24 protein-coding genes and 2 riboswitches are annotated in these 22230 nt (G+C 72.5%); of the genes, 20 read left to right on the plus strand and 4 right to left on the minus strand.

The genetic code is table 11. The features are described 5' to 3' along the window. Together ALA01S_RS34075 and ALA01S_RS22805 are read left to right on the plus strand one after the other, a co-directional pair. Positions 1-200, plus strand: a 200-nt coding sequence (locus ALA01S_RS34075) for a hypothetical protein (protein ID WP_169805983.1), incomplete at its 5' end; no start/stop codon positions are given. A 63-nt stretch (positions 201-263) separates the two neighbouring features. Then, complete coding sequence (locus ALA01S_RS22805) at positions 264-512, plus strand: DUF3072 domain-containing protein (RefSeq protein WP_157119206.1); 249 nt, start codon at positions 264-266, stop codon at positions 510-512. A gap of 172 nt (positions 513-684) precedes the next feature. Here ALA01S_RS22805 and ALA01S_RS22810 read toward each other — a convergent pair whose 3' ends face one another. Genes ALA01S_RS22810 through ALA01S_RS22825 form a run of 4 tightly spaced genes read right to left on the minus strand, consistent with a single transcriptional unit; the run spans position 685 to position 4029 of the window. Then, positions 685-1476 (minus strand): ABC transporter ATP-binding protein, encoded by a 792-nt coding sequence (locus ALA01S_RS22810; protein WP_238455906.1) that lies wholly within the window; start codon positions 1474-1476, stop codon positions 685-687. After that, positions 1473-2531 (minus strand): FecCD family ABC transporter permease, encoded by a 1059-nt coding sequence (locus ALA01S_RS22815; protein WP_066341418.1) that lies wholly within the window; start codon positions 2529-2531, stop codon positions 1473-1475. Before ALA01S_RS22815 ends, ALA01S_RS22810 begins: the two co-directional genes overlap by 4 nt. Before the next feature lie 2 nt (positions 2532-2533). Continuing rightward, positions 2534-3433 (minus strand): ABC transporter substrate-binding protein, encoded by a 900-nt coding sequence (locus ALA01S_RS22820; RefSeq protein ID WP_238455907.1) that lies wholly within the window; start codon positions 3431-3433, stop codon positions 2534-2536. After that, complete coding sequence (locus ALA01S_RS22825) at positions 3430-4029, minus strand: bifunctional adenosylcobinamide kinase/adenosylcobinamide-phosphate guanylyltransferase (protein WP_066341457.1); 600 nt, start codon at positions 4027-4029, stop codon at positions 3430-3432. Before ALA01S_RS22825 ends, ALA01S_RS22820 begins: the two co-directional genes overlap by 4 nt. A gap of 433 nt (positions 4030-4462) precedes the next feature. Beyond that, positions 4463-4695: riboswitch (cobalamin riboswitch) on the plus strand. Between the two features lie 170 nt (positions 4696-4865). Here ALA01S_RS22825 and ALA01S_RS22830 point away from each other — a divergent pair. From ALA01S_RS22830 to cobT, 18 genes are all read left to right on the plus strand, one after another. Continuing rightward, a complete protein-coding gene (locus ALA01S_RS22830; protein ID WP_066341422.1) occupies positions 4866-6149 on the plus strand; it encodes a cobyrinic acid a,c-diamide synthase CobB in 1284 nt (427 codons plus the stop codon). 34 nt (positions 6150-6183) lie between these two features. Continuing rightward, complete coding sequence (locus ALA01S_RS22835; protein ID WP_066341424.1) at positions 6184-6816, plus strand: energy-coupling factor ABC transporter permease; 633 nt, start codon at positions 6184-6186, stop codon at positions 6814-6816. A 10-nt stretch (positions 6817-6826) separates the two neighbouring features. Next, positions 6827-7648: a precorrin-4 C(11)-methyltransferase gene (cobM, locus tag ALA01S_RS22840; RefSeq protein ID WP_066341425.1), complete on the plus strand. Its 822-nt coding sequence runs from the start codon at positions 6827-6829 to the stop codon at positions 7646-7648. Beyond that, positions 7645-8640 (plus strand): sirohydrochlorin chelatase, encoded by a 996-nt coding sequence (locus ALA01S_RS22845; protein WP_066341426.1) that lies wholly within the window; start codon positions 7645-7647, stop codon positions 8638-8640. The genes cobM and ALA01S_RS22845 overlap by 4 nt, the downstream gene beginning before the upstream one ends. After that, positions 8637-9347, plus strand: coding sequence for a precorrin-8X methylmutase (locus tag ALA01S_RS22850; protein ID WP_066341427.1), 711 nt, complete (start codon positions 8637-8639; stop codon positions 9345-9347). The genes ALA01S_RS22845 and ALA01S_RS22850 overlap by 4 nt, the downstream gene beginning before the upstream one ends. Before the next feature lie 31 nt (positions 9348-9378). Then, positions 9379-10488: a cobalt-precorrin-5B (C(1))-methyltransferase gene (locus ALA01S_RS22855; protein WP_066341428.1), complete on the plus strand. Its 1110-nt coding sequence runs from the start codon at positions 9379-9381 to the stop codon at positions 10486-10488. Then, on the plus strand, positions 10478-11782 hold the full coding sequence (locus tag ALA01S_RS22860; protein WP_066341430.1) for a bifunctional cobalt-precorrin-7 (C(5))-methyltransferase/cobalt-precorrin-6B (C(15))-methyltransferase: 1305 nt from the start codon (positions 10478-10480) through the stop codon (positions 11780-11782). Before ALA01S_RS22855 ends, ALA01S_RS22860 begins: the two co-directional genes overlap by 11 nt. Then, positions 11779-12606 (plus strand): precorrin-2 C(20)-methyltransferase, encoded by an 828-nt coding sequence (gene cobI, locus ALA01S_RS22865; RefSeq protein WP_066341432.1) that lies wholly within the window; start codon positions 11779-11781, stop codon positions 12604-12606. The genes ALA01S_RS22860 and cobI overlap by 4 nt, the downstream gene beginning before the upstream one ends. Next, a complete protein-coding gene (locus ALA01S_RS22870) occupies positions 12603-13352 on the plus strand; it encodes a cobalamin biosynthesis central domain-containing protein (protein WP_066341434.1) in 750 nt (249 codons plus the stop codon). The genes cobI and ALA01S_RS22870 overlap by 4 nt, the downstream gene beginning before the upstream one ends. Further along, the gene (locus ALA01S_RS22875; protein ID WP_066341435.1) at positions 13349-13765 is read left to right on the plus strand and encodes a cobalamin biosynthesis protein; all 417 of its coding nucleotides are present in this window, start codon (positions 13349-13351) and stop codon (positions 13763-13765) included. Before ALA01S_RS22870 ends, ALA01S_RS22875 begins: the two co-directional genes overlap by 4 nt. After that, a complete protein-coding gene (gene cobJ, locus ALA01S_RS22880) occupies positions 13762-14790 on the plus strand; it encodes a precorrin-3B C(17)-methyltransferase (protein ID WP_084267837.1) in 1029 nt (342 codons plus the stop codon). Before ALA01S_RS22875 ends, cobJ begins: the two co-directional genes overlap by 4 nt. 4 nt (positions 14791-14794) lie before the next feature. Continuing rightward, entirely contained in the window at positions 14795-15169 is a 375-nt protein-coding gene (locus tag ALA01S_RS22885) for a (2Fe-2S) ferredoxin domain-containing protein (RefSeq protein ID WP_066341437.1), read from the plus strand. Between the two features lie 76 nt (positions 15170-15245). After that, positions 15246-15483: riboswitch (cobalamin riboswitch) on the plus strand. 236 nt (positions 15484-15719) lie between these two features. Further along, positions 15720-17711, plus strand: coding sequence for a TonB-dependent receptor (locus tag ALA01S_RS22890; RefSeq protein WP_238455908.1), 1992 nt, complete (start codon positions 15720-15722; stop codon positions 17709-17711). A gap of 141 nt (positions 17712-17852) precedes the next feature. Continuing rightward, the gene (gene bluB, locus ALA01S_RS22895; RefSeq protein WP_066341438.1) at positions 17853-18500 is read left to right on the plus strand and encodes a 5,6-dimethylbenzimidazole synthase; all 648 of its coding nucleotides are present in this window, start codon (positions 17853-17855) and stop codon (positions 18498-18500) included. 33 nt (positions 18501-18533) lie between these two features. Further along, positions 18534-19103 carry a cob(I)yrinic acid a,c-diamide adenosyltransferase gene (cobO, locus tag ALA01S_RS22900; RefSeq protein WP_066341442.1) on the plus strand — a complete coding sequence of 190 codons (570 nt, stop codon included), beginning with the start codon at positions 18534-18536 and terminating at the stop codon, positions 19101-19103. Continuing rightward, positions 19103-20032 carry an adenosylcobinamide-phosphate synthase CbiB gene (gene cbiB, locus ALA01S_RS22905; RefSeq protein WP_066341444.1) on the plus strand — a complete coding sequence of 310 codons (930 nt, stop codon included), beginning with the start codon at positions 19103-19105 and terminating at the stop codon, positions 20030-20032. Before cobO ends, cbiB begins: the two co-directional genes overlap by 1 nt. After that, a complete protein-coding gene (locus ALA01S_RS22910; RefSeq protein WP_238455909.1) occupies positions 20020-21093 on the plus strand; it encodes an aminotransferase class I/II-fold pyridoxal phosphate-dependent enzyme in 1074 nt (357 codons plus the stop codon). The genes cbiB and ALA01S_RS22910 overlap by 13 nt, the downstream gene beginning before the upstream one ends. A gap of 87 nt (positions 21094-21180) precedes the next feature. Continuing rightward, entirely contained in the window at positions 21181-22221 is a 1041-nt protein-coding gene (cobT, locus tag ALA01S_RS22915; protein WP_066341446.1) for a nicotinate-nucleotide--dimethylbenzimidazole phosphoribosyltransferase, read from the plus strand. Positions 22222-22230 lie beyond the last annotated feature (9 nt).

Here is a 22230-nt window from a genome sequence, read left to right on the forward strand (position 1 = left end):
CGGTGGTGGCCTGGGCCGTGGCGGGCGCTGCCGCGCCGACGCTGGTGGTGGCCGGCGTGGACGCCGCCGCACTGCAGGCCGCCGCCCCGCGGCTGCGCCACTACGGCACGCAGAGCTGGCTGCGATTCGACGGCGCTCGGCTGCGCGACCAGGGGCGCTGGCTCCCCGCGGCGGACAACGCGCTGGCGGCCAGGCGCTGAGCCCTTGAAGCGGCACGCTGCTTGCCGACTACTGGACATCCATCCAGCCATCAGGAGATGTCCATGACCGACAAGCACGTCCAGAGCGAAGCCGACGACAGCAACATGCAAAAGGACCCGCAGGACTGGGTCACCGGCGACGAGCCCATGACGGGGGCGCAGAAGTCCTACCTGAAGACGCTGAGCGAGGAGGCCAAGGAGCCCTTCGACGAAACGCTGACCAAGGCGCAGGCCTCGCAGCGCATCGACGAGCTGCAGGCGCGCACGGGGCGCGGCAAGGCGCAGAACGGCGCCGCGCCGCGCGGCGCCTGAGCTTTCAGCAAGCGCGGCGGCGCTTCATTCGATTTCTCGTTCGAAGCTGGAATTTTTCCCGTCATGCCCGCGAAGGCGGGCATCCACGCACGCCGGGAGGCTGCCCAGTACTCGTGGACACCCGCCTGCGCGGGTGTGACGAGGTCATTTCAGTGTGGAGAACGAATTGGCATCAGGCCTGCGGCTCGTCCAGCGCCAGCTCCACCCGCGAGCGTCCGCGCGCGTCCACTTCTATGCGTATGGCGCCCTGGAAGACCTCTTCCAGCGCGCGCCGCACGCCGGCCTCGAACGGGGCGCCCTGGGTGACGACGCGGCCGGCGGCCAGGACGATCACGCGGTCGGCGCGCAGCGCGATGGGCAGGTCGTGGAGCACCGTGACGATGCTGCGCGGCTGCACGCTGTCGCGCGCCAGGTGGTCGAACAGCCGCGCCAGCGCCACCTGGTGCGGCGCGTCCAGGTGCGTGGTGGGCTCGTCCAGCAGCAGCAGCGGCGCCTCGGTGGCCAGGGCGCGCGCCAGCAGCACGCGCTGGCGCTCGCCGCCGGAGAGCTGCTGCAGCCGCCGCTGCGCCCACTCGGCGCACTCGGTCAGCGCCATGGCCTGCGCCACCACGGCGGCATCGGCCGGCCCCGGCGTGCCCAGCAGGCCCAATTGCGCGATGCGGCCCAGCCCCACCGTCTCGCGCACGGTCAGCTCGCCCGTGGTATGGCCCTGCTGCGCCAGCCAGGCCAGGTGCCGCGCCCGCTCCACCACGTGCATGCGGTGCACGCTGCGGCCCTGCAACTCCACCGTGCCGGCCTGCGGCACCTGCAGGCCGGCCAGGGTGCGCAGCAGCGTGGACTTGCCCGCGCCGTTGGGCCCCACGATGGCCGTCCAGCCCGGCAGCACGGACAAGTCCACGCCGTCCAGCACGGGGCGCCCGCCCAGCGCCACGGACAGGCCGCTGACTTGCATCAGCACCGTCACGACAGCCCCCGGCGGCGCAGCAGCGCAAAGAGGTAGAGGCCGCCCAACACGGCGGTGACCACGCCCACGGGCAGCTCTTCCGGCGCGATGGCGGCGCGGGCGATGACGTCGGCCAGCAGCAGCAGCACCGCGCCCATGGCGGCGCTGGCCGCCAGCATCCAGCGGTGCGCCCCCGGCGCGTGGCGGCGCACCAGGTGAGGCGCCACCAGGCCGACGAAGGCCACCAGCCCGGCCTGCGATACCGCCAGCGCCGTGCCCAGGCTCATCACCGCCACCATCACCAGGCGCACGCGCGCCAGGTCCAGCCCCAGGCTGGCGGCGCTGTCCTCGCCCAAGGTGAGCGCATCCAGCGCCCGCGCCCGGCGCAGCGCGATGGCCAGCAGCAGCGCCAGGCCCAGGCCCAGCACTGGCAGGGACGACAGGCTCAGGAAACTGGTGCTGCCCAGGATGAAGGCCTGCCTGCCGCGCAGCGCCTCGGGGCTGATCACGGTGAGCAAGTCGGTGCCCGCGCCCAACAGCACCGACACGACCACGCCGCCCAACAGCAGCCGCGTGGTGTGCAGCGCGCCGCGCGCCAGCGACAGCGTGAGCGCCGCGCCCCCCAGCGCGCCCACGAAGGCGGCCACCACCATGCCCACGCGCTCCAGCCAGGCGACGGTGGCCATGCTCACGCTGGCACCGCCCACGGAGGCGGCGGCCAGCACGGCCACCACGCTCAGGCCGGCGCCGGCCGAGGAGCCCAACAGATAGGGATCGGCCAGCGGGTTGCGGAACAGCCCCTGCGCGAGGGCCCCGCCCAAACCGAGCAGTGCGCCCACGAGGGCGGCGCCCACGGTGCGGGGCAGGCGGATCTCGCCCACGATCAGCGCTGCCTGGCCGCCGGCCAGGTCTTCGAACAGGGCGCCGGGCGAGAAGCCGTCGCTGCCGCTGGCCAGGCCCGCGAGCAGGCCCAGCACCAGCAGCAGCGCCAGCGCGCAGGCCAGGCCGCGGCGGCGCCGCGCGGCGTCGTCCGGTGCGGGCTGGGCGGGCCGGGCCTTGAGGTTGAACACGGCCATGGTCACTTGCGCCCAACGCGCGCCAGGCAGTCGGCCAGCAGGCCGGCGGCCTCGCCCAAGCGGGGGCCGGGGCGGATGAGCACGTCGTACTGCGCGGTGTCGAAGCCGCAGACGCGGCCTTCGCGCAGCGCGGCCAGCATGCCCCAGCCCGGACGCTGGGCCAGGCCGGCCATCTCCCGCGGCACGCCCATCACCACGGCGGGTTGGGCGCGGACGACGAATTCCGGGTTGAGCTTGGGAAAGGGGCCCATGTCCGCCGGGACGATGTTGCCCACGCCCAGCCGCGCCAGCGTCTGGCCGATGAAGGAGGCGGTGCCCGCGGTGTAGGGGCCACCTTCCACCTCGAAGTAGACGCGCTGGCCGCGCAGGGACGCCGGCACGCGGGCCGCGGCGGCGTCCATCTCGCGTTCCAGCCGGGCCCACAGTTGCTCGCCCTCGGCGGGCGTGCCCAGCAGCCGGGCCAGCAGCTCCAGGGTGCGGCGCACGTCGGCATGGCTTTCCGAGCGCAGGCGCAGCACGCGCACGCCCAGCGCCTCCAGCCGGTCCAGCGCGCGCGCGGAGGTGGAGGCCAGCACCACGTCCGGCTTGAGCGCCACGATGGCTTCGATCTGCGCGTCCTCCAGCCCGCCCAGGTGCGGCAGCTTCTCGACGTCGCGGGGCCAATTGGAGTAGCGGTCCACGCCCACCAGGCGGGCGCCGCCGCCCAGGGCCCAGATGCTTTCGGTGAGCGAGGGCAGCAGCGTGACGATGCGCTGCGGCGGCGCGGCAAAGTGCAACTGCACCCCGCGGTCGTCGCGCAGCGCAAAAGACTGGCCGAAGGCGGGCAGCGCCAGGGTGAGCGCCGCCAGGGCGGCCAGCACGGCGCGGCGCATCGAGGCGGGTTTCATTTGGGCGGCGTTCATTGGGCGCCCTTCACCCGCAGCTCGCAGCCCGCCACCATCAGCGTGACGCGCTCGCACAGCCCGGCCACGCGCTGGTGCAGCAGGCCCAGCGCATCGACGCAGGCGCGGGCCTCGCGCGACATGGGCATCACGCCCAAGCCGATTTCGTTGGACACCAGCACCACGGGTGACGCGCTGTCGCGCAAGGCGGCCAGCAACCGGGCTTCACAGGCGGCCCAGCCGGCCTTGTCCAGGCCGTCGCCCGCGGGCGGCAGCAGGCATTGGGTGAGCCAGAGCGTGAGGCAGTCCACCACCAGCAGCCGCTCGGGGTGGGCATGGATGCGCAAGGCGCCGGGCAGGTCCAGCGGCGCCTCGACGGTGCGCAGCGCGTGCACGCGCGCGGCACGCTCGGCCTGGTGGCGGCGTATGCGCTCGGCCATTTCCTCGTCGCCCGCCAGCGCCGTGGCGATGAGCGTGGCCTCGCGGCCCGGCGCGGCGGCCAGCCAGGCGGCGGCGCGCAGCTCGGCCGTGCGCGACTTGCCGCTCTTGGCGCCGCCCAGGATGAGCTCATGGCGACCCGCCGGGGGGAGGGCACTGCTGTGGCGGGAAAGGGTCATGAAAAACTTTGACGGCAAGGCATGCGCCACCGCTTCCCCGCGGCAACGAACTTCAAACGGCACGGCGCACCAACGCGCCGCGTCCCCTTGTTGGCCGGTATCCGGGCCGGCAGCGACAGGCCCTGCGGCCTTCCCAGGCCCGCGGCACGTGCCGTCCAAGCAAGAAAGGGCCCAGTGGCCGATGCCGGGGCGCAGGAACAGGGCAGCCGCCCCGCCCTGCGTCCGCTGACCGTTGCGGGGGCAGCCCAGGTTGAGGGCACAACCACGGCCTTCCAGGCCGGCGGCGCGCCCTTCCTGATTCCCGTTGAACCGCCGCGGCCGGCGGGCCGCCAACAGGCACCAACAAACGCCCAATTTTAGCCGCTGGCCCGGGCGCGCCCTGACGCAGCTCACATCCGGGCACCGCTGGGGTGAGGAACACGCCACGCTTGTCATTAGAATGCGCGTCGTTGGTGCTCGGGTCGGCGCTCTGCCGACCCGGTTAAACGGGAATCAGGAAGGGCCGCCGCTTCGCGGCACCCCAGCCTGAGCTGCCCCCGCAACGGTCAACGGCCGAGGTGTCCACACACCTCAACCGGCTCTCGCCCACTGGAGGACGTCGTCTTCTGGGAAGGGTCCGCCGGTCGCGCCGCCAGCCCGGATACCGGCCAACAAGGCGCCGCCCCTGCCGCAAGCAGGCGCGGCATATGAGCTCGGGGCCTGCGGGGAAGCGGGACCTGGCGTCAAGCCTTCGCGGTTCCATGTCCCTCTCGTCGTGCCCCTTGGGCGCAGATGGCGTTTCGCACGCAACCCTGGGTGATCCTTGCGCGGCGCCCGCCTCCGCATCCCGCCACGCCATGTGCCCGGCGCTGCTGCTGGGCGCCCCGGCGTCGGGCCAGGGCAAGACCAGCGTCACCGCGGCCATCGCGCGCCATGCCGTGCGCCAAGGCAAGCGCGTGCGCGTCTTCAAGACCGGCCCCGACTTCATAGACCCCATGCTGCTGGAGCGCGCCAGCGGCCACCCGGTGCAGCAGCTCGACCTGTTCATGGGCGGGCTGGCGCACTGCCGCGCGCTGCTGCATGCGGCGGCGCGCGAGGCGGACCTGATCCTGGTCGAGGGCGTGATGGGCCTGTACGACGGCACGCCCAGCAGCGCCGACCTGGCCGCGGCCTTCGGCTTGCCGGTGGTGGCCGTCATCAAGGCCGGCGCCATGGCGCAGACCTTTGGCGCGTTGGCCCACGGCCTGGCGACTTACCGTGCGGACATGCGCATGGCGGGCGTCATCGCCAACGCCATTGGCGGCGCGCGCCACGCGGACATGCTGCGCGAGTCGCTGCCCGCCCACTTGCCGCTGCTGGCCGCCCTGCCCCGGGACGAGGCGCTGGCCCTGCCGGAGCGCAACCTGGGCCTGGTGCAGGCGGCCGAGCTGCCGGACCTGGATGCCCGCCTGGAGCGCTGGGCCGACGCCTGGGCCGCGGCCGGCGGCGCCGGCTTCAGCGCGGCGCCGGTGCGCTTCGAGGCCGAGCCGGAAGAACCCGTGCCGCCGCTGCTGCGCGGGCGCCGCATCGCCATCGCGCGCGACGAGGCGTTCAGCTTTGTCTACCCCGCCAACCTGGACACCCTGCGCGCGCTGGGCGCGGCGCTGGCCTTTTTCTCTCCCCTGGCCGGCGACGCGGTGCCGGACTGCGACGCGCTGTGGCTGCCCGGCGGCTACCCGGAGCTGCATGCGGCGGCGCTGTCGCAGCGGTCCGGCTTCATGCAGGCGTTGCGCGCGCATCAAGCGGCGCAGAAGCCCATGCTGGCCGAGTGCGGCGGCATGCTGGTGCTCACCGACGCGCTGACCGACGCCCAGGGCCAGCGCCACGCCATGGCCGGCCTGCTGCCTGGCGAAGCCGCCATGAAGCCGCGGCTGCAGGCGCTGGGCATGCAGTCGGTGGCGATGCCCGAGGGCGAGTTGCGCGGGCACAGCTTCCATTACTCGACGCTGGAGACGCCGCTGGCGCCGCTGGTGCGCGGCGTCTCGCCCACGGGCGGACGCGCCGCTGAAGCCGTGTACCGCGTGGGCCGGCTCACGGCCAGCTACTTCCACGCCTACTTCCCTTCCAACCCCGGCGCGGTGGCCCGGGTGTTGGGCGCCTGAGCCGCCACCGTCCCCATCACAGAGAGGAAAACCCATGCACATAGAACCCGGCCTGCTGGCCCAAGGCAAGCTCATGTTCGCCAATGCCGCCGCCGTGGCGGTGCTGGCGGCCCATGCCCCCGCGCTGCTCAAGAAGCCCGCGCTGTGGCTGCGCACGGCGCTGGCCGCGGTGTTCTTCTCGGTGCTGATGCAAAGCTTTCACATGAAGGCCGGCCCGTCGGAGCTGCACCTCATCGGCGCCATGCCCATGTACTTGCTGCTGGGCTACCTGCCCACGCTCTTCGGCTTTGCCGCCGGGCTGCTGCTGCAGGGCCTGCTGTTCGAGCCGCAGGACCTCGTGCACCTGGCCGTCAACGCCCTGTCGCTGATCGTCCCGCTGATGGTGGTGCACCACACCATGGGCAGCGCCGCCGCGCAGCGCCTGGGCCGCATCGTGCGCCTGGACGCCGCCTACTACGCCGGCGTGACGCTGATGGTGGGCTTCTGGCTGGCCCTGGGCGAACAGGCCACGGCGCTCTCCGACTGGGCGATGTTCGCCGCCTCCTACGTGAGCGTGGCCGCGCTGGAGCCGGTGTTCACGTTCGGCCTGGTGCGCCTGGCCGCCACCGTGCGCGAGCAGGCCTGGGCCCGCGCCTGCCTGGACGAGCGCCTGACGGCCGCCGCCTGATCCCGTGGCCATGAACGCAGCGACCCTGCCCGGCACCGTCTGGTTCGTGGGTGCCGGCCCCGGCGACCCCGAGCTCATCACCGTCAAGGGCCGCGCGCTCATCGAGCGCGCCGGCGCCATCCTGTTCGCCGGTTCCCTCGTCAACGAGGCCGCCACGCGCTGGGCACCGGCCGGTTGCGAGATCGCCGACAGCAAGGACATGACGATGGAGCAGATGGCGACGTGGCTCATCGAGCGCGCCGCCCGCCACCAGACGGTGGTGCGGCTGCAGACCGGCGACCCGGCGCTGTACGGCACGCTCATCGAGATGGTGCAGCCGCTGGACGCGGCGGGCATCCCGGTGGCGGTGGTGCCGGGCGTGTCCTCGGCCATGGCCTCGGCGGCCGCGGCCGTGGAGACCTTCACGCTGCCGGAGGTCACGCAGACCACCATCTTCACCCGCGTGGAGGGGCGCACGCCCATGCCCGCGGGCGAGTCGCTGCGCGAGCTGGCCGCGCACCGCTGCACGCTGTGCATCTTCCTGTCCATCACGCTGCTGCACAAGGTCGAAGCCGGGCTGCGCGCCGCGGGCTGGAGCGAGGACGCGCCGGTGCTGGTGGTGCACAAGGCGAGCTGGCCGGGCGAGGAGCGCATCGTCCGCGGCACGCTGGCCACCATCAAGCAACTGTGCCGCGACGCCGGCATCGTCAGCCAGGCCATGGTCATCGCCAGCCCCACGCTGGGCTCGCGGCAGTGGACCGATCTCACGCGCTCGCGCCTGTACGACCCCAGTTTCACCCATCGTTTCCGGCGCGCCACCGAGCCCGCCGCACCGGCCCCGGAGGCCCCATGACCGACACCATCCTGCTCGTGGGCCACGGCTCGCGCGAAGACAGCGGCAACCAGGAGATCCGCGAGTTCGTGGAGCTCTGGCGCGCGCGCCAGCCCGGCTGGCGCATCGAAGTCTGCTTCATCGAATTCGCCCCGCCCTCGCTGCACGACGGCCTGCTGGCCGCGGCGAAAGGATCGTCGCGTGTGCTGGTGCTGCCGCTCATCCTCAATGCCGCCGGGCACGTGAAGATGGAGATTCCCGAGGCCATAGAGCACGCCCGCGAGCACTGCCCCGGCGTGGAGTTCCTCTACGGCCCGCACCTCACGGCCTGCGACCCGATTCTTGCCATCCTCAAGCGCCGGCTGCGCAAGGCCATGTCGGCACTGGACATGCCCGACCCGACCACCACCGGCGTGATCGTGCTGGGACGGGGCTCCTCCGACCGCGCGGCCAACGGCGACATGGCCAAGATGGCGCGCTGGCTGATGGAGGAAGGCGACCACGAGCTGGTCGAGCTGGCCTTCACCGGCATCACCTGGCCGCGCCTGGAGCGCGTGGTGCAGCGCCAGTCGCTGCTGGGCATGCGCCAGATCGTGGTGCTGCCCTACTACCTCTACACCGGCACGCTGATGCAGCGCATCCACCGCCAGGTGGAGCACCTGCGCGCGCAGTACCCGCAGCTGCGCTTCGCGTGCTCGGAGCACTTCGGCTTCGAGAAAGAGATTTTCGAGTTGCTGGAGCAGCGCGTGGCCGACCTGCGCAACGGCACGCCGCAGGCGAAGCTCGCCTGCGACGGCTGCCGCTACCGCGAAGTCGCCCACGACCTGGGCCACGGCCACTCGCACGAGCACACCCATGCGCCGCAGGCGGCCGAGGCGCACGCGCACGGCCAGGAGCAGTTGGTGCACGTGCATGGGCACGGCCAGGAGCACCATCACCACGGCCAGGAGCACCATCACCACGGGCATGAGCACCACGACCATGCCCACGAGCCTGTGAAAGTACCGGCATGAGCACGGTCAACACCGTCACCGAGCAGCTCACGCGCGCCGGGCAGGCCATAGAGCACGACAGCTTCGCCATCATCGACGCCGAAGCGGGGCCGCACGCCTATGCGGCCGAGCAATGGCCCATCGTGCGCCGCATGATCCACGCCAACGCGGACTTCGAGTTCAACGGCCTCACCGACTTCCATCCCGGCGCGGTGGAGGCCGGCATCCAGGCCCTGCTGCGCGGCGGCGCACCGCTGGTAGCCGACGTGGAGATGATCTGCTCCGGCCTGTCGCAACCCCGCCTGGCCCACTTCGGGGTGCGCACGCACCAGTTCATCAGCGACCCGGACGTGATCGATACCGCCAAGGCGCAGGACACCACGCGCGCCGTGCAGGCCATGCGCAAGGCCGCGCGCCTGGGGCTGCTGCAGGGCGCCATCGTGGGCATAGGCAACGCGCCCACGGCGCTGATCGAGCTGGTGCGCCTGATCCGCGAGGAAGGGCAGCGCCCGGCGCTGGTGGTGGGCATGCCGGTGGGTTTCGTGTCCGCGGCCGAGTCCAAGGACCTGATGGCCATGCTGCAGGACGTGCCCTGGATCGTGATTCGCGGCCGCAAGGGCGGCTCCACGCTGGTGGTGGCCGCCATACACGCGCTGCTGGCCCTGGCCGAGGCGCGCCAGCGCGCGGCCCACACGGCCCACACGGCCCAAACGGCCCAAGTGGCCTGACGGGCACGGGCGCGCGCAGGAGAGCACGGCCATGATGGAAAAGACCGTCAAGCGCGGCACCCGCACCGGCTTCACCACCGGCGCCTGCTCGGCCGCCGCCGCGCGCGCCGCGGTGGAAGGCCTGGCCACCGGCGAAGTGCCGGCGGAGATGGAATCGCTGCTGCCCAACGGGCAGCGCGTGCGCTTTGCCGTGCACGACGGCCGCTGCGACGGCGACAGCGCCCACGCCATGGTCGTGAAGTTCGCGGGCGACGACCCGGACTGCACCGACGGCGCCCACCTCACCGCCGACGTGCAGCGGCTGCCCGGCCAGGCCGGCCGCTTCGAGCTGCGCGGCGGGTTTGGCGTGGGCACGGTGACCATGCCGGGCCTGGGCCTGGAAGTGGGTGGCCCGGCCATCAACCCCGTGCCGCGCCAGAACATAGAAGACAACGTGCGCGAAGCCGGCGCCGCGCTGCTGGCGCGCGACGGGCTGCGCGTGACCATCTCCGTGCCGCAGGGCGTGGAGATGGCCAGGAAGACGCTCAACGCCCGCCTGGGCATCCTGGGCGGCATCTCCATCCTGGGCACCACGGGCATCGTCAAGCCCTACAGCACGGCGGCCTACCGCGCCAGCGTGGTCCAGGGCGTGGAGGTGGCGGCCACCACCGGTGCCGGCGCCGTGGTGCTGACCACGGGCGGGCGCACCGAGAAGTTCGCCATGGAGCAGTTGCCGCAGTTGCCGGAAGCCTGCTTCGTGCAGATGGGCGACTTCCTGCGCTACGCGCTGGACGCGGCGGAAAAGGCTCAGCTGCCGCGCGTGGTCATCGGCGGCATGGTGGGCAAGCTCACCAAGATCGCCCAGGGCGAGACCATCACCCACGCCAACCGCGCGGAGGTGGACACCGCGCTGCTGGCACGCCTGGCCGCGGGCATTGGGGCGCCTGCCCAGGAGTGCGCCGCCATTGCCGCCGCCGAAACGGCCCGCTTCGCGGCCGAGCGCATGCAGGCGCTTGGGCTCCTGGAAGCCTTCCACACCGCGCTGGCGCGGGCCGTGGTGGGCACCGTGATGCAGCGCTACCCCGGCCGCTTCCGGCTGGACGTGCTCGTGTGCGATTTCGACGGGAAGAAGATTGCGGAGGCATCGTCCCATGCTGGATAACGTGAAAGACCATCCGCCGCGCTGCCGCATCGTCGGCGTGCTGGACGACGGCGCGGCCAGCCTCAACGCCGTGGCGCTCCAGGCGCTGGCGCAGGCCGACGTGGTGATTGGCGCGCGGCGCACCCTGGCGCTGCTGGAAGCGCGCCTCAACCCCGAGGCCGAGCGCCGCGAGCTGGGCGCGCTGTCGGCCGTGGTGGAGGACGTGCGCGCAGCGCAGGCCGCCGGCCAGCGCTGCGTGGTGCTGGCCACGGGCGACCCGCTGTGCCACGGCATCGCCGGCTACCTGGCCATGCGGCTGTGCCTGGAGTCCATCGAGGTGCTGCCCAACCTCTCCACCATCCAGCTCGCCTGCGCCCGCGTCGGCCTGGTGTGGCAGGACTTGAAGATCGCCAGCATCCACGCCAAGGACGCCGGCGAATGGTTCACGGGCGCCGACCCGCGCCACGGCCTGTACGCATTGACTCAGGCGCTGCGCCGCCACGACCGCCTGGCCGTGCTCACCAGCCCCGACAACACGCCGGACCGCGTGGCGCGGCTGCTGCTGGCCGAAGGGTTGCAAGACGACTTTCAGTGGGCCGTGGCGGAGCGGCTGCTGCAGCCGGGCGAGCGCATCGTCACGGGCATGAGCGTTGCGGAGGCAGCGAACCACCGCTTTGCCGACCCCAACGTGCTGCTGCTGTGGCGCACCGGGCGCGCCGCGCCTGCCGTGCGCTTCGGCCTGCCGGACGCGAGCTTCCAGCAACGCCAGCCAGATAAAGGCCTGATCACCAAGCACGAGGTGCGCGCCGTGTCGCTGGCACGGCTGCAGTTGCGCGAGGACAGCATCGTCTGGGACATAGGCGCGGGCTCCGGCTCCGTGGGCCTGGAGGCGGCACGGCTGTGCCCCGCCGGCCACGTCTACGCGATCGAGAAGAACGCCGAGGACTTCGCCATTGCCGGGCGCAACCGCGACGCCTTCAAGCTGTCCAACCACACCCTGGTGCACGGCAAGGCGCCAGAGCACCTGGACGACTGGCTGGACCCGGATGCCGTCTTCATCGGCGGCTCCGGCGGCGAGCTCACCGAGCTCATCGCGCTGTGCCTGCGCCGCCTGAAACCGGGCGGCACGCTGGTGATGAACTTCGTGACCCTGGAAAACCTGGCCACCGCCACCGAGGCGCTGCGCGCCGCCGGGGCCGCCTGGGACGTGGTGATGCTGCAGGCCTCGCGCAGCAAGCCCATCCTGCACATGCACCGCATGGCGGCCGAGAACCCGGTGTGGATCGTGTGCGCACAACGCGGAGACGCCGCATGACCGAAGCACTGCACACGGCGCCGCTGGGCCGCCTCATGGGCGTGAGCCTGGGCCCGGGCGACCCGGGCCTCATCACCCGCGCCGCCTGGGCGCAACTGCAGCGCCGCGACGCGCTGTGGACCTACCCCACGCGCAGCACCAAGACGCCCAGCTACGCCTTCGACATCGTCCAGCGCGCCGGATTGCAGGCGCCGCAAGGCCATCTGGCGCTGCTCTTCCCCATGACGCACGACGAGGAGAAGCTCGTGCGCAGCTGGCATCGCGCGGCCGAGGCCGTGCTGCCGGCCCTGCGCGCCGGGCAGGACGTGCTGTTCCTGGTGGAAGGCGACGCCAGCACCTACGCCACCTTTGGCCACCTCGCGCGCACGGTGCGCTCGCTGGAGCCGGGCGTGGAGGTGCACACCCTCGCCGGCGTCAACGCCTTCACGGCGTCGGCGGCCACGCTGGGCCGGCCGCTCGCCGAGCAGGACGACACCGTCGCCATCGTCCCCGCCGCCTACGGCATCGCGGCCGTGGACCGGCTGCTGCAGGACTTCGACACGCTGGTGCTCATGAAGGTCAAGCCGCTCATGGACGAGCTGCTGGACTGGCTGCAGCGCCGCGACCTGCTGGCCGGCGCCGCCTTCATCGAGCGCTGCGGCGCGCCGGACGAGCGCGTCTTCCGCGGCGAAGCGCTGCTGGCGCTGCGCGGCCAGAAGGTGAGCTACCTGTCGCTGATGCTGGTGCACCACCCGCACCGCGTGCGCGGCGAACGCGTGCGCGGCTGCCTCAAGAAGAGCAGCCCCGCCCTTGAACCCGCCATCACCGAAAGCACCGAAGAATGAGCAGTACCGATCCGCGCATGGCCATCGTCGCCATCACCAAGCACGGCGCGCAGCAGGCGGCCGACCTCGCCGCCCGGCTGCCCTTGGCCCACGTGGTGTGCAGCGAGAAATTCGCGCCGGCCTTTGCCGGCCTGGCCAACCCCGTGCGCGCCTACGCGGGCGCGCTGCGCGACGAGATCGCGGCCCTCTTCGAGGGCTACGACCAGCTCGTGTTCTTCGTGTCGCTGGGCGCGGTGGTGCGGCTGATCGCGCCGCACCTGAAATCCAAGGACGAGGACCCGGGCGTCACGGTGGTGGACGACGCGGGCCGCTTCGTCATCCCCGTGCTCTCCGGCCACGTCGGCGGCGCCAACGCCTGCGCTGAGGAAGTGGCCGCGCTGCTGGGCGCCACGGCGGTGGTCACCACGGCCTCGGACGTTGGTAAAACCATTCCCGTGGACATCCTGGGCCGCGAGCTGGGCTGGCGCGTGGAGGCGCCCAAGCTCAACGTCACGCGCGTGTCGGCCCACGTGGTCAACGGCGAGCCCATCGCTTTCGTCCAGGAGGCGGGCAGCCCGCACTGGTGGACGCGGCCCACGCCGCTGCCCGCCAGCATCCACCGCTTCAACCGCTTAGAGGACGTGGACCTCTCGCGCTTCGCCGCCGTGCTGTGGGTGACGCAGCGCGAGGTGCCCGCCGCGTTGTGGGCGCAACTGCAGGAGCGGCTGGTGGTGTACCGCCCGCCGCTGCAAGGCGCGGCGGCATGACGGGCCCCGTGGCCTTGGGCCTGGGCTGCGACCGCGGCACGCCCATGGAGACGATAGAAGAGGCCGTGTCGCAGGCGCTGGCCTCCATAGGCGCCGGCTGGGCCGACGTGGCCGCCGCCGCCAGCATAGACCTCAAGGCCGACGAGGCCGGCCTGCTCGCCCTGGCCCGCAAGCACGGCTGGACGCTGCGCTTCCACACCCCGGCCGAGCTGGCGGCGGTGCCCGTGCCGAATCCGTCGGAGACGGTGCGCCGCTATACCGGCACGCCCTCGGTGAGCGAGGCGGCGGCGCTGCTGGCCGCCGGCGCCGGCATGCAGGCCCTGCTGGTCGAGAAACACAAGCACCGCGGCCCGCACGGCCGCAACGCCACCGTGTCGGTGGCGCGCATCGCATCAAGGATGGAACAGCCATGACCTCAATCGACACCGCCGGCGCCGTCGGCGAAGCCCCTGCCGCCGCGCCCGCGGGCAAGATCATGCTGGTGGGCATAGGCCCGGGCAGCGTGGAGCACATGACGCAGCGCGCGCGCGCGGCCATCGCCGAGGCCGACGTGGTGGTGGGCTACGTCACCTACATCAAGCTGGTGGCCGACCTGCTCAAAGGCAAGGAAGTCGTGCGCAAGGGCATGACGGAAGAGCTGGACCGCGCCGTCCACGCGCTGGAGGCCGCGCGCGCGGGCAAGAAGGTGGCCCTCATCTCCTCCGGCGACGCGGGCGTCTACGGCATGGCCGGGCCGACCTACGAGGTGCTGTTCCAGGCCGGCTGGACGCCGGACGACCCGGTGCAGCTCGAAATCATTCCCGGCGCCTCGGCGCTCAACGCCTGCGCCGCGCTGGTGGGCGCGCCGCTGACGCACGACTTCTGCGCCATCTCGCTGAGCGACTTGCTCACGCCCTGGCCCGTGATCGCGCGCCGCCTGGACGCCGTGGCCTACGCCGACTTCGTGGTGGCGCTCTACAACCCCAAGAGCGGCCGGCGCACGCGCCAGATCGTGGAGGCGCAGCGCCTGTTCCTGCGCCACCGCCGCCCCGACACGCCGGTGGCCGTGGTCAAGAGCGCCTACCGGCGGCGCCAGCACATCGAGTTCACCACGCTGGACAAGATGGCCGAGTGCGACATCGGCATGCTCAGCACCGTGCTCATAGGCAACAGCGCCACTTTCATCAGCCACGGGCTGATGGTCACGCCGCGCGGCTACGCCAACAAGTACGACGTGGAACAGGGCTTCGAGACCCGCGAGGGCGAGAAGGCCGGGCGCTCGCTGAGCACGGGCCTGCTGGGCTGGCTGGAAACGCTGCAGGCCCAGCAGGCCCAGGGGCACACCGTGGCCGACTTGGCCCGGCTGCACCGGCTGCCGGTGGAGTACATCGCCGCCACGCTGGCCGAGCCGGTGGAAGAGGCGCCTGCGGGTGAAAGCGTTGCTGAAAGCGAGGGTTGAGCCCATGAGCCTGGATCAAGACACCGCCGCCACCGCGCCCGCCGCCGAGGTGGTGAAACCCAAGATCGGCACCTACCGCCGCCACCTGCTGATCTGCACCGGCCCGCGCTGCACGCAGCAAGGCGAGTCGCAGGCCCTGTTCGACAGCCTGAGTGAGAAATTCAAGGCCGCCGGGCTGGACCAGGGCGATTTGCGCGTCAAGCGCAGCCGCGTGAGCTGCTTTGCGGCCTGCAAGGGCGGGCCGGTGATGTGCGTGCAGCCGGATGGCACCTGGTACTACAACGTCACGCCGGCCAACATGGACCGCATCATCGAGCAGCACCTGTGCGGCGGCGAGGTGGTCGAGGACCTCGTGTTCCACCAGGGGCCGGGGGCCTGAAGACGCACGGCGTCTCGCCAGAGTGCACGGCCATTGGATGCACTGGCAACTTTGTGCGAAAAAGGCATCCGTGGATAGTAGAATCCTTCCCGTTGGTGCTCGGACCGGCGTTCCGCCGGTCCGGTTAAACGGGAATCAGGAAGAGCCGCCGCGCCGCGTGCGCTCCAGCCTGAGCTGCCCCCGCAACGGTCAACGGCCGGGGCTTCGACCAGAAGCCCCATTCGGGTCCTCGCCCACTGGAAGCCTGTGGCTTCCGGGAAGGGTCTCCCGGACGCGCCGCCAGCCCGGATACCGGCCAACAGGGAGCCGCGCCTGGCGCGCGGCGTATGGCCAGGAAGCCGCGGGGAGGCGGCATCCGGCAGCCTGTTCCTGCTCTTCCATGACCTCATTCCTGGACCCGAGGCGCCCGCATCGCGCCCGCTGGCCCCTTTCGGCACTCGCCTGCGCCTGCCTGGCCGCGTGGACGCCGGCCCCGGCGCAAACCGCCCACGCCACCCCCTCCAGCGGGCTGGCCAGCCCTGATTCCCCATCGCCGGCCGGCGCCGGCAGCGTGGAACCGGACGCGTCCGTGGTGCCCGCCATCAAGGTCACCGCACGCCATTACGACAACGCCGTCGGCGCGTCCGACGCCGCCTCGCAAGGCGTGATACGCGCCGAGCTGCTCAAGAGCCGCCCCGCGCTGCGCCCCGGCGAAGTGCTGGAATTCGTGCCCGGCATGATCGTCACGCAGCACTCCGGCGACGGCAAGGCCAACCAGTACTTCCTGCGCGGCTTCAACCTGGACCACGGCACCGACTTCGCCACCACCGTCAACGGGCTGCCGGTGAACATGCCCACGCACGGCCACAGCCAGGGCTACGCGGACCTGAATTTCCTCATCCCCGAGCTGGTCGATCGCATCGAGTACCGCAAGGGGCCGTACTTCGCGCAGGCGGGCGACTTCTCCGCGGCCGGCTCCGCCGACATCCGCTACGTGCGCAAGCTGGACGGGCCGCAGGCCACGCTGACCATAGGCCAGCGCGGCTACCGCCGCGCCCTGGGTGCAGTCTCAACCGAGGTGCAACCCGGCCTGTCGCTGCTGGGCGCCGTGGAGCTGCAGCGCAACGACGGGCCGTGGACCGTGCCTGAAGGCCAGCACAAGGCCAACGGCGTGCTCACGCTCAGCGGCGGCAGCGCGGCACGCGGCTTCAGCGCCAGCGTGATGCACTACGACGCGCACTGGACCGCCACCAACCAGGTGCCGCAACGCCTCATAGACGCGGGCAGCTACCTGGGCCGGCCCTTCGGCCGCTTCGATTCCCTGGACCCCAGCGACGGCGGCAACACCCGGCGCAGCAGCCTGTCCGGCGAATGGCACGCGCGCGGCGACGACGGCAGCGCCACCCAGGTGGCGGCCTACGCGCTGGACTACAGGCTGCAGCTCTTCTCCAACCACACCTTCGCGCTGGAGCGGCCGGACCAGGGCGACCAGATCGCCCAACGGGACCGGCGCCAGGTCTACGGCCTGAGCGCCAGCCACGCCGTGAACCATGCGCTCGGCGCCCTGCCCGCGCGCAGCGAGGTGGGATGGCAGTTGCGCCACGACCGCATACGCGTGGGCCTGTTCGACAGCGCGCAGCGCCAGCTCACGGCCACGGTGCGCGAGGACCGCGTGCGCCAGACGCAGTGGGGCCTCTACGGCCAGACCTCGGTGGAAGTCACGCCCTGGCTGCGCACCATCGCGGGACTGCGCGCGGACCAGGCCCGCTTCGACGTGGACAACGTCAGCTGCACCGCCAACTCCGGCGCCGCGTCGGCGCACCTGTGGTCGCCCAAGCTGTCGCTGGTCCTGGGCCCGTGGCAACGCACGGAGTTCTTCTTCAACGCCGGCCGGGGTTTCCACAGCAACGACGCGCGCGGTGCCACCGACGCCGCGGCGCCCGTGCCGGGGCTGGTGGCCGCGCGCGGCATGGAGCTGGGCGCGCGCAGCGAGCTGATGCCCGGCCTGCAAAGCTCGCTGGCGCTGTGGAAGCTGGATTTCGACTCGGAGCTGGTCTACGTGGGCGATGCCGGCGGCACCGAGCCCAACCGGCCCAGCCGGCGCCACGGCGTGGAGTGGAACAACCGCTACATCCCCCTGCCCTGGCTGCTGGTGGACGCGGACCTGGCCTGGTCGCAGGCGCGCTTTGCCACGCACGCCCCCGAGGGCGACCAGGTGCCCAATGCCGTCAACCGCATCGCCTCGGTGGCTCTCACGCTGCGCGAGCTTGGGCCCTGGTCGGCCAGCCTGCAGTGGCGCTACCTGGGCAGCGCCGCGCTGGTCGAGGACGACAGCGTGCGCTCCCGCCCCTCGCTCACCACCAACCTGCGCCTGGCCCGCCGCCTGGGCCGCGACAGCGAGATCACGCTGGACGTCTTCAACCTGTTCAACCGCAAGGTCAACGACATCGAGTACGCCTACGAGTCCCACGCGCCCGGCGAAGCGCTGCCCGTGACGGATGCGCGCCACGTCCACCCGGCGGAGCCGCGCACGCTGCGTCTCACGCTCAAGGTCGGTTTTTGAGGGGTGAGCTTGAGCGCCCTCAGCCCGCCGGCCGCCAGAGCGGCCATGCTCGCAAACCCTGCGCCAGCAAGGCGCTGCGGTATCGCGGCCTGGCCGCGCGCACGCGGCACGATGCGGGGCCTGGAGGAGGCGAGGACCACGATGAACACCCATTTCAACGACACCGAGCGCGAGGCGCTCTACCGCGTCATCGCGGCCCGGCGCGACATGCGCCACTTCCTGCCGGGCCGCACGGTGGAGCCCGCCGTGCTGCGCCGGTTGCTGCAGGCGGCGCACCAGGGGCCTTCGGTGGGGCTGATGCAGCCCTGGCATTTCATACGCATCGCCGACGCCGCGCTGCGCCGCGACATCGCCGGGCTGGTGGAGGCCGAGCGCCACGCCACGGCCCAGGCCCTGGGCGAGCGCGGTGCGGACTTCCTGCGGCTCAAGGTCGAAGGCGTGCGCGAGTGCGCCGAGCTGCTGGTGGCGGTGCTGGCGCCGGACGACGGCACGGTGTTCGGCCGCCGCACGCTGCCGCAGGAGATGGCGCTGTGCTCGCTGGCCTGCGCCATCGAGAACCTGTGGCTGGCCTCGCGCGCGGAGAACCTGGGGATGGGCTGGGTGTCGCTGTTCGACCCCGAGGCGCTGGCCGGGCTGCTGCGGCTGCCGCAGGGCGCGCGCCCCATGGCGCTGCTGTGCCTTGGGCCGGTGGACCATTTCTACGACGAGCCCATGCTGCAGGCCGAAGGCTGGCGCAAGGTGAGGCCGCTGGAAGAATTCATACACACGGACGGCTGGCCGCAAAGCTGAGCGCAGCCGTCCGCAAGAGCGAAAGAAGTTGGCATGGACATAGAAGCCCCTCCCACCGCCGCACGCTACGAGCGCCCCGAAGGCGAGCGCCGCGGGCTGGTCATGGTCCACACCGGCGACGGCAAGGGCAAGAGCACCGCCGCCTTCGGCCTGGCGCTGCGCGCGCATGGGCGCGGCAAGCGGGTGCACGTGTTCCAGTTCATGAAGGTGCCCAGCGCGCGCTTCGGCGAGCACCGCGTGTTCGAGCAGTTGGGCGTGCCCATAGAGGGCCTGGGCGACGGCTTCAGCTGGAAGAGCCGCGACCTGGACCATTCCGCCGAGCTGGCCCGCGCGGGGTGGGCCAGGGCCGAGGCCATGATCCGCGCCGGCGAGCACTTCATGGTGGTGCTGGACGAGGTGATGTACCCGCTGCGCTACGGCTGGCTGTCGCTGGAACAGGTGCTGCAGGCACTGCGCGAGCGCCCGCCGCACGTCACGGTGGTGCTCACCGGCCGCGGCGCGCCGGCCGAGCTCATCGAGCTGGCCGACACCGTCACCGAGATGACGCTGGTGAAACATCACTTCAAGGCCGGCGTGCCCGCGCAGCGGGGCATAGAGGACTGATGGCGTCGCTTGCACTGGCCGGCGCCGTGGCGCTGGTGCTGGACCGCGCCCTGGGCGAACCGCCGGCGCGGCTGCATCCCGTCGTGGGCATGGGCCATTACCTGGGCGCCCTTGGGCCGCGGCTGTTGCGCCTCCAACCCGCCTGGGCTTTTACGTGCGGCGCACTGGCCTGGCTGTTGGGCGCGGGCGCGGTGGCCGCGCTGGCCTGGGGGCTGCAGCGCGGGCTGCTGTCGCTGCCCTGGTGGGCCGCGGCGCCGCTGCTGGGCTTGCTGCTGAAACCGCTGCTGGCCTGGCGCATGTTGCGTGACGAGGTGCGCGGCGTGGAGGCGGCGCTGGCGCGCTCGCTGCCGGAGGGCCGGCAGCAATTGGCGCGGCTGGTGAGCCGCGACACGTCCAGGCTGCAAGCGCACGAGGTGCGCGAGGCGGCGATCGAAACCCTGGCCGAGAACCTCAACGACTCGGTGGTCGCGCCGCTGTGCTGGTTCGCCGTGGCGGGGCTGCCCGGCGCGGCGCTGTACCGCTTCGCCAACACGGCCGACGCCATGTGGGGCTACCGCGGGCGCTGGGAATGGGCGGGCAAATGGGCCGCGCATGCGGACGATGCGCTCTCGTGGCTGCCGGCGCGGCTGACCGCGCTGCTGCTGTGCGCCGCGGCCGGGCGCTGGCCCGCGGGGCTGTCGCGCGAAGCCCGCGTGACGCCCTCGCCCAACGGCGGCTGGCCCATGGGGGCGGTGGCGCTGCTGCTGGGTGCGCGGCTGTCCAAGCCCGGCGTGTACGCGCTCAACGCGGGCGGACGGCTGCCGGGCAGCGCCGACCTGCACCGCGCGCTGGCCTGGTGCGGCCGCGCCGTGCTGCTGGCCGCGCTGTTGTGCGGCGCGGCCGACCTGGCCGCCTGGCGGCTGTGTGGAGGCCTGGCATGGACAGGCTGATGGACTCGCCCGCGACCCAAGACGCCGCGCCGGTTCACGTCGAGCACGGCGGCCCCGACGGCGGCCCGCCCATTGAGTTCGATTTCTCCACCAACGCCTGCCCGCTGGAGGCCCCGGCGCCGGTGCGGCGCGCGCTCCTGCAGGCCGACCGGCGCCACTACCCCGACCCCGCCTATGCCGCGCTGCGCGAGTTGTTGGGCGCCTTTCATGGCGTGGCACCCGGCCGCGTGCTGCCCACGGCCGGCAGCAGCGAGGCCATACGCCGTCTGACGCTGGCCGCACGGCTGCGGGGCGTCCAGCAGGCGTGGGTGCCGCAGCCCGGCTATGGCGACTACCGCGCCGCCGCCCAAGCCCTGGGCCTGAGCGTGCGCCCCTACGCGAGCGGCGAAGCCCTGTTGGACGGCTTGACGACGCACGGCGCCGCGCCGGCACTGGTGTGGCTGTGCGAACCCTGCAACCCCACCGGCGAAAGCCTGGGAGCACCCTTCTGGCCGGCGCTGGCCGCGCTGGCCGGCCGCGGCCACGTGCTGGCGCTGGACCGCGCCTACGCGCCGCTGCGCCTGAAAGGCCGCTGCCCGGTGCCGCCGGCCGTGGCCGAGTCGGCCTGGCAGTGCTTCTCGCCCAACAAGTCGCTGGGCCTCACGGGCGTGCGCGCGGGCTGGGTGATCGCACCGGCCGATGACGACGCCTTGCGCGCCACGCTGCTGTCGCTGGCGCCGGGCTGGGTGCTGTCGGCCGAGGGCGTGGCGCTGCTGGAGGCCTGGACGCTGCCGGCCACGCAGCAGGGCGTGCAGGCCGCCTGCAGCCGGCTGCGCGCCTGGAAGCGCCAGCAGCGCGCGGCGCTGCAGTCGCTGGGCTGGGTGCAGCAGCCCTCCGTCACGCCCTTCTGGCTGGCGCGCCCCTGCGACAGCGGCTTGCCGGCGCGGCTGCGCGCCTTGCGCGAGCGCGGCATCAAGCTGCGCGACGCCACGTCCTTCGGCCTGCCGGGCTGGGTGCGGCTGAGCGTGCAGCCGCCGCCGGCGCAGCAGGCGCTGCTGCAGGCGTGGCGCGGCAGCGCCTGAGGCCACCGCCGCCTTGCACGCTCTGCGCTCCGCGACAATTCATAGACAAAGCAACCACCCCGGCACCCCCGGCCGGGACACCAGACCATGAACAGCCTGCCCACCATCGCCCCCCTGGACCAGCCGGAGCTGGACGCCGCCTTGCGCCGGCGCCTGGACGGCAAGACGAAACCGCTGGGCGCGCTGGGCCGGCTGGAAGCGCTGGCGCTGCAGATAGCCCAGGTGCTGGGCACGGAGCACCCGCGGCTGGAGCAGCCGCAGATGGTGGTGTTCGCCGGCGACCATGGCCTCACGGCGCAGGGCGTGTCGGCCTACCCGGCGGACGTGACCTGGCAAATGGTCATGAATTTTCTCGCTGGCGGCGCCGCGGTCAGCGTGCTGGCACGCCAGCACGGCTTGTCGCTCACGGTGGTGGACGCGGGCGTGCGCTGTGACTTCGCGCCGCAAGCGGGCCTGCTGCTGCGCAAGATCGCGCCGGGCACGGCCGACGCGTCGCAGGCGCCGGCCATGACGGCCGACCAGTGCGCCACGGCGGTGGAAGCCGGGCGCGACGTGGTGCGCGGCCTGCCGGGCAACGCGCTGCTGTTGGGCGAGATGGGCATTGGCAACACCTCCAGTGCGGCGCTGCTGCTGTCGCGCCTGGCAGGTATTCCCATAGAGCGCTGCACCGGCCGCGGCACGGGGCTGGACGACGCGGGCCTGGCCCACAAGGTGCGCGTGCTCTCGGCCGTGCTGCAGCGCCATGCCGGCGCCGTCGAGCCGCTGCAGGCGCTGGCGGCGTTGGGCGGCTTCGAGATCGCCATGATGGTCGGGGCCGTGCTGCAGGCGGCGCAGGAGCGTCGCGTCATCGTGGTGGATGGCTTCATCGTCTGCAGCGCCGTGCTGGTGGCGCACGCGCTGCAGCCGGCCGTGCTGCAGCGCTGCGTGTTCGCGCACCGCTCGCAGGAAGGGGGCCATCCGCTGCTGCTGGAGCACTTGGGCGTGGAGCCGCTGCTGGACCTGGGCCTGCGCCTGGGCGAGGGCTCGGGCGCCGCGCTGGCCTGGCCGCTGCTGGAGTCGGCCTGCCGCATCCTCAACGAGATGGCGAGTTTTGAATCCGCGGGCGTGAGCCGCGGGGCCGAGGCTTGAGCGACCGGG

The sequence above is a fragment of the Azohydromonas lata NBRC 102462 genome (assembly GCF_001571085.1).
GTDB classification, from domain to species: domain Bacteria; phylum Pseudomonadota; class Gammaproteobacteria; order Burkholderiales; family Burkholderiaceae_C; genus Azohydromonas; species Azohydromonas lata.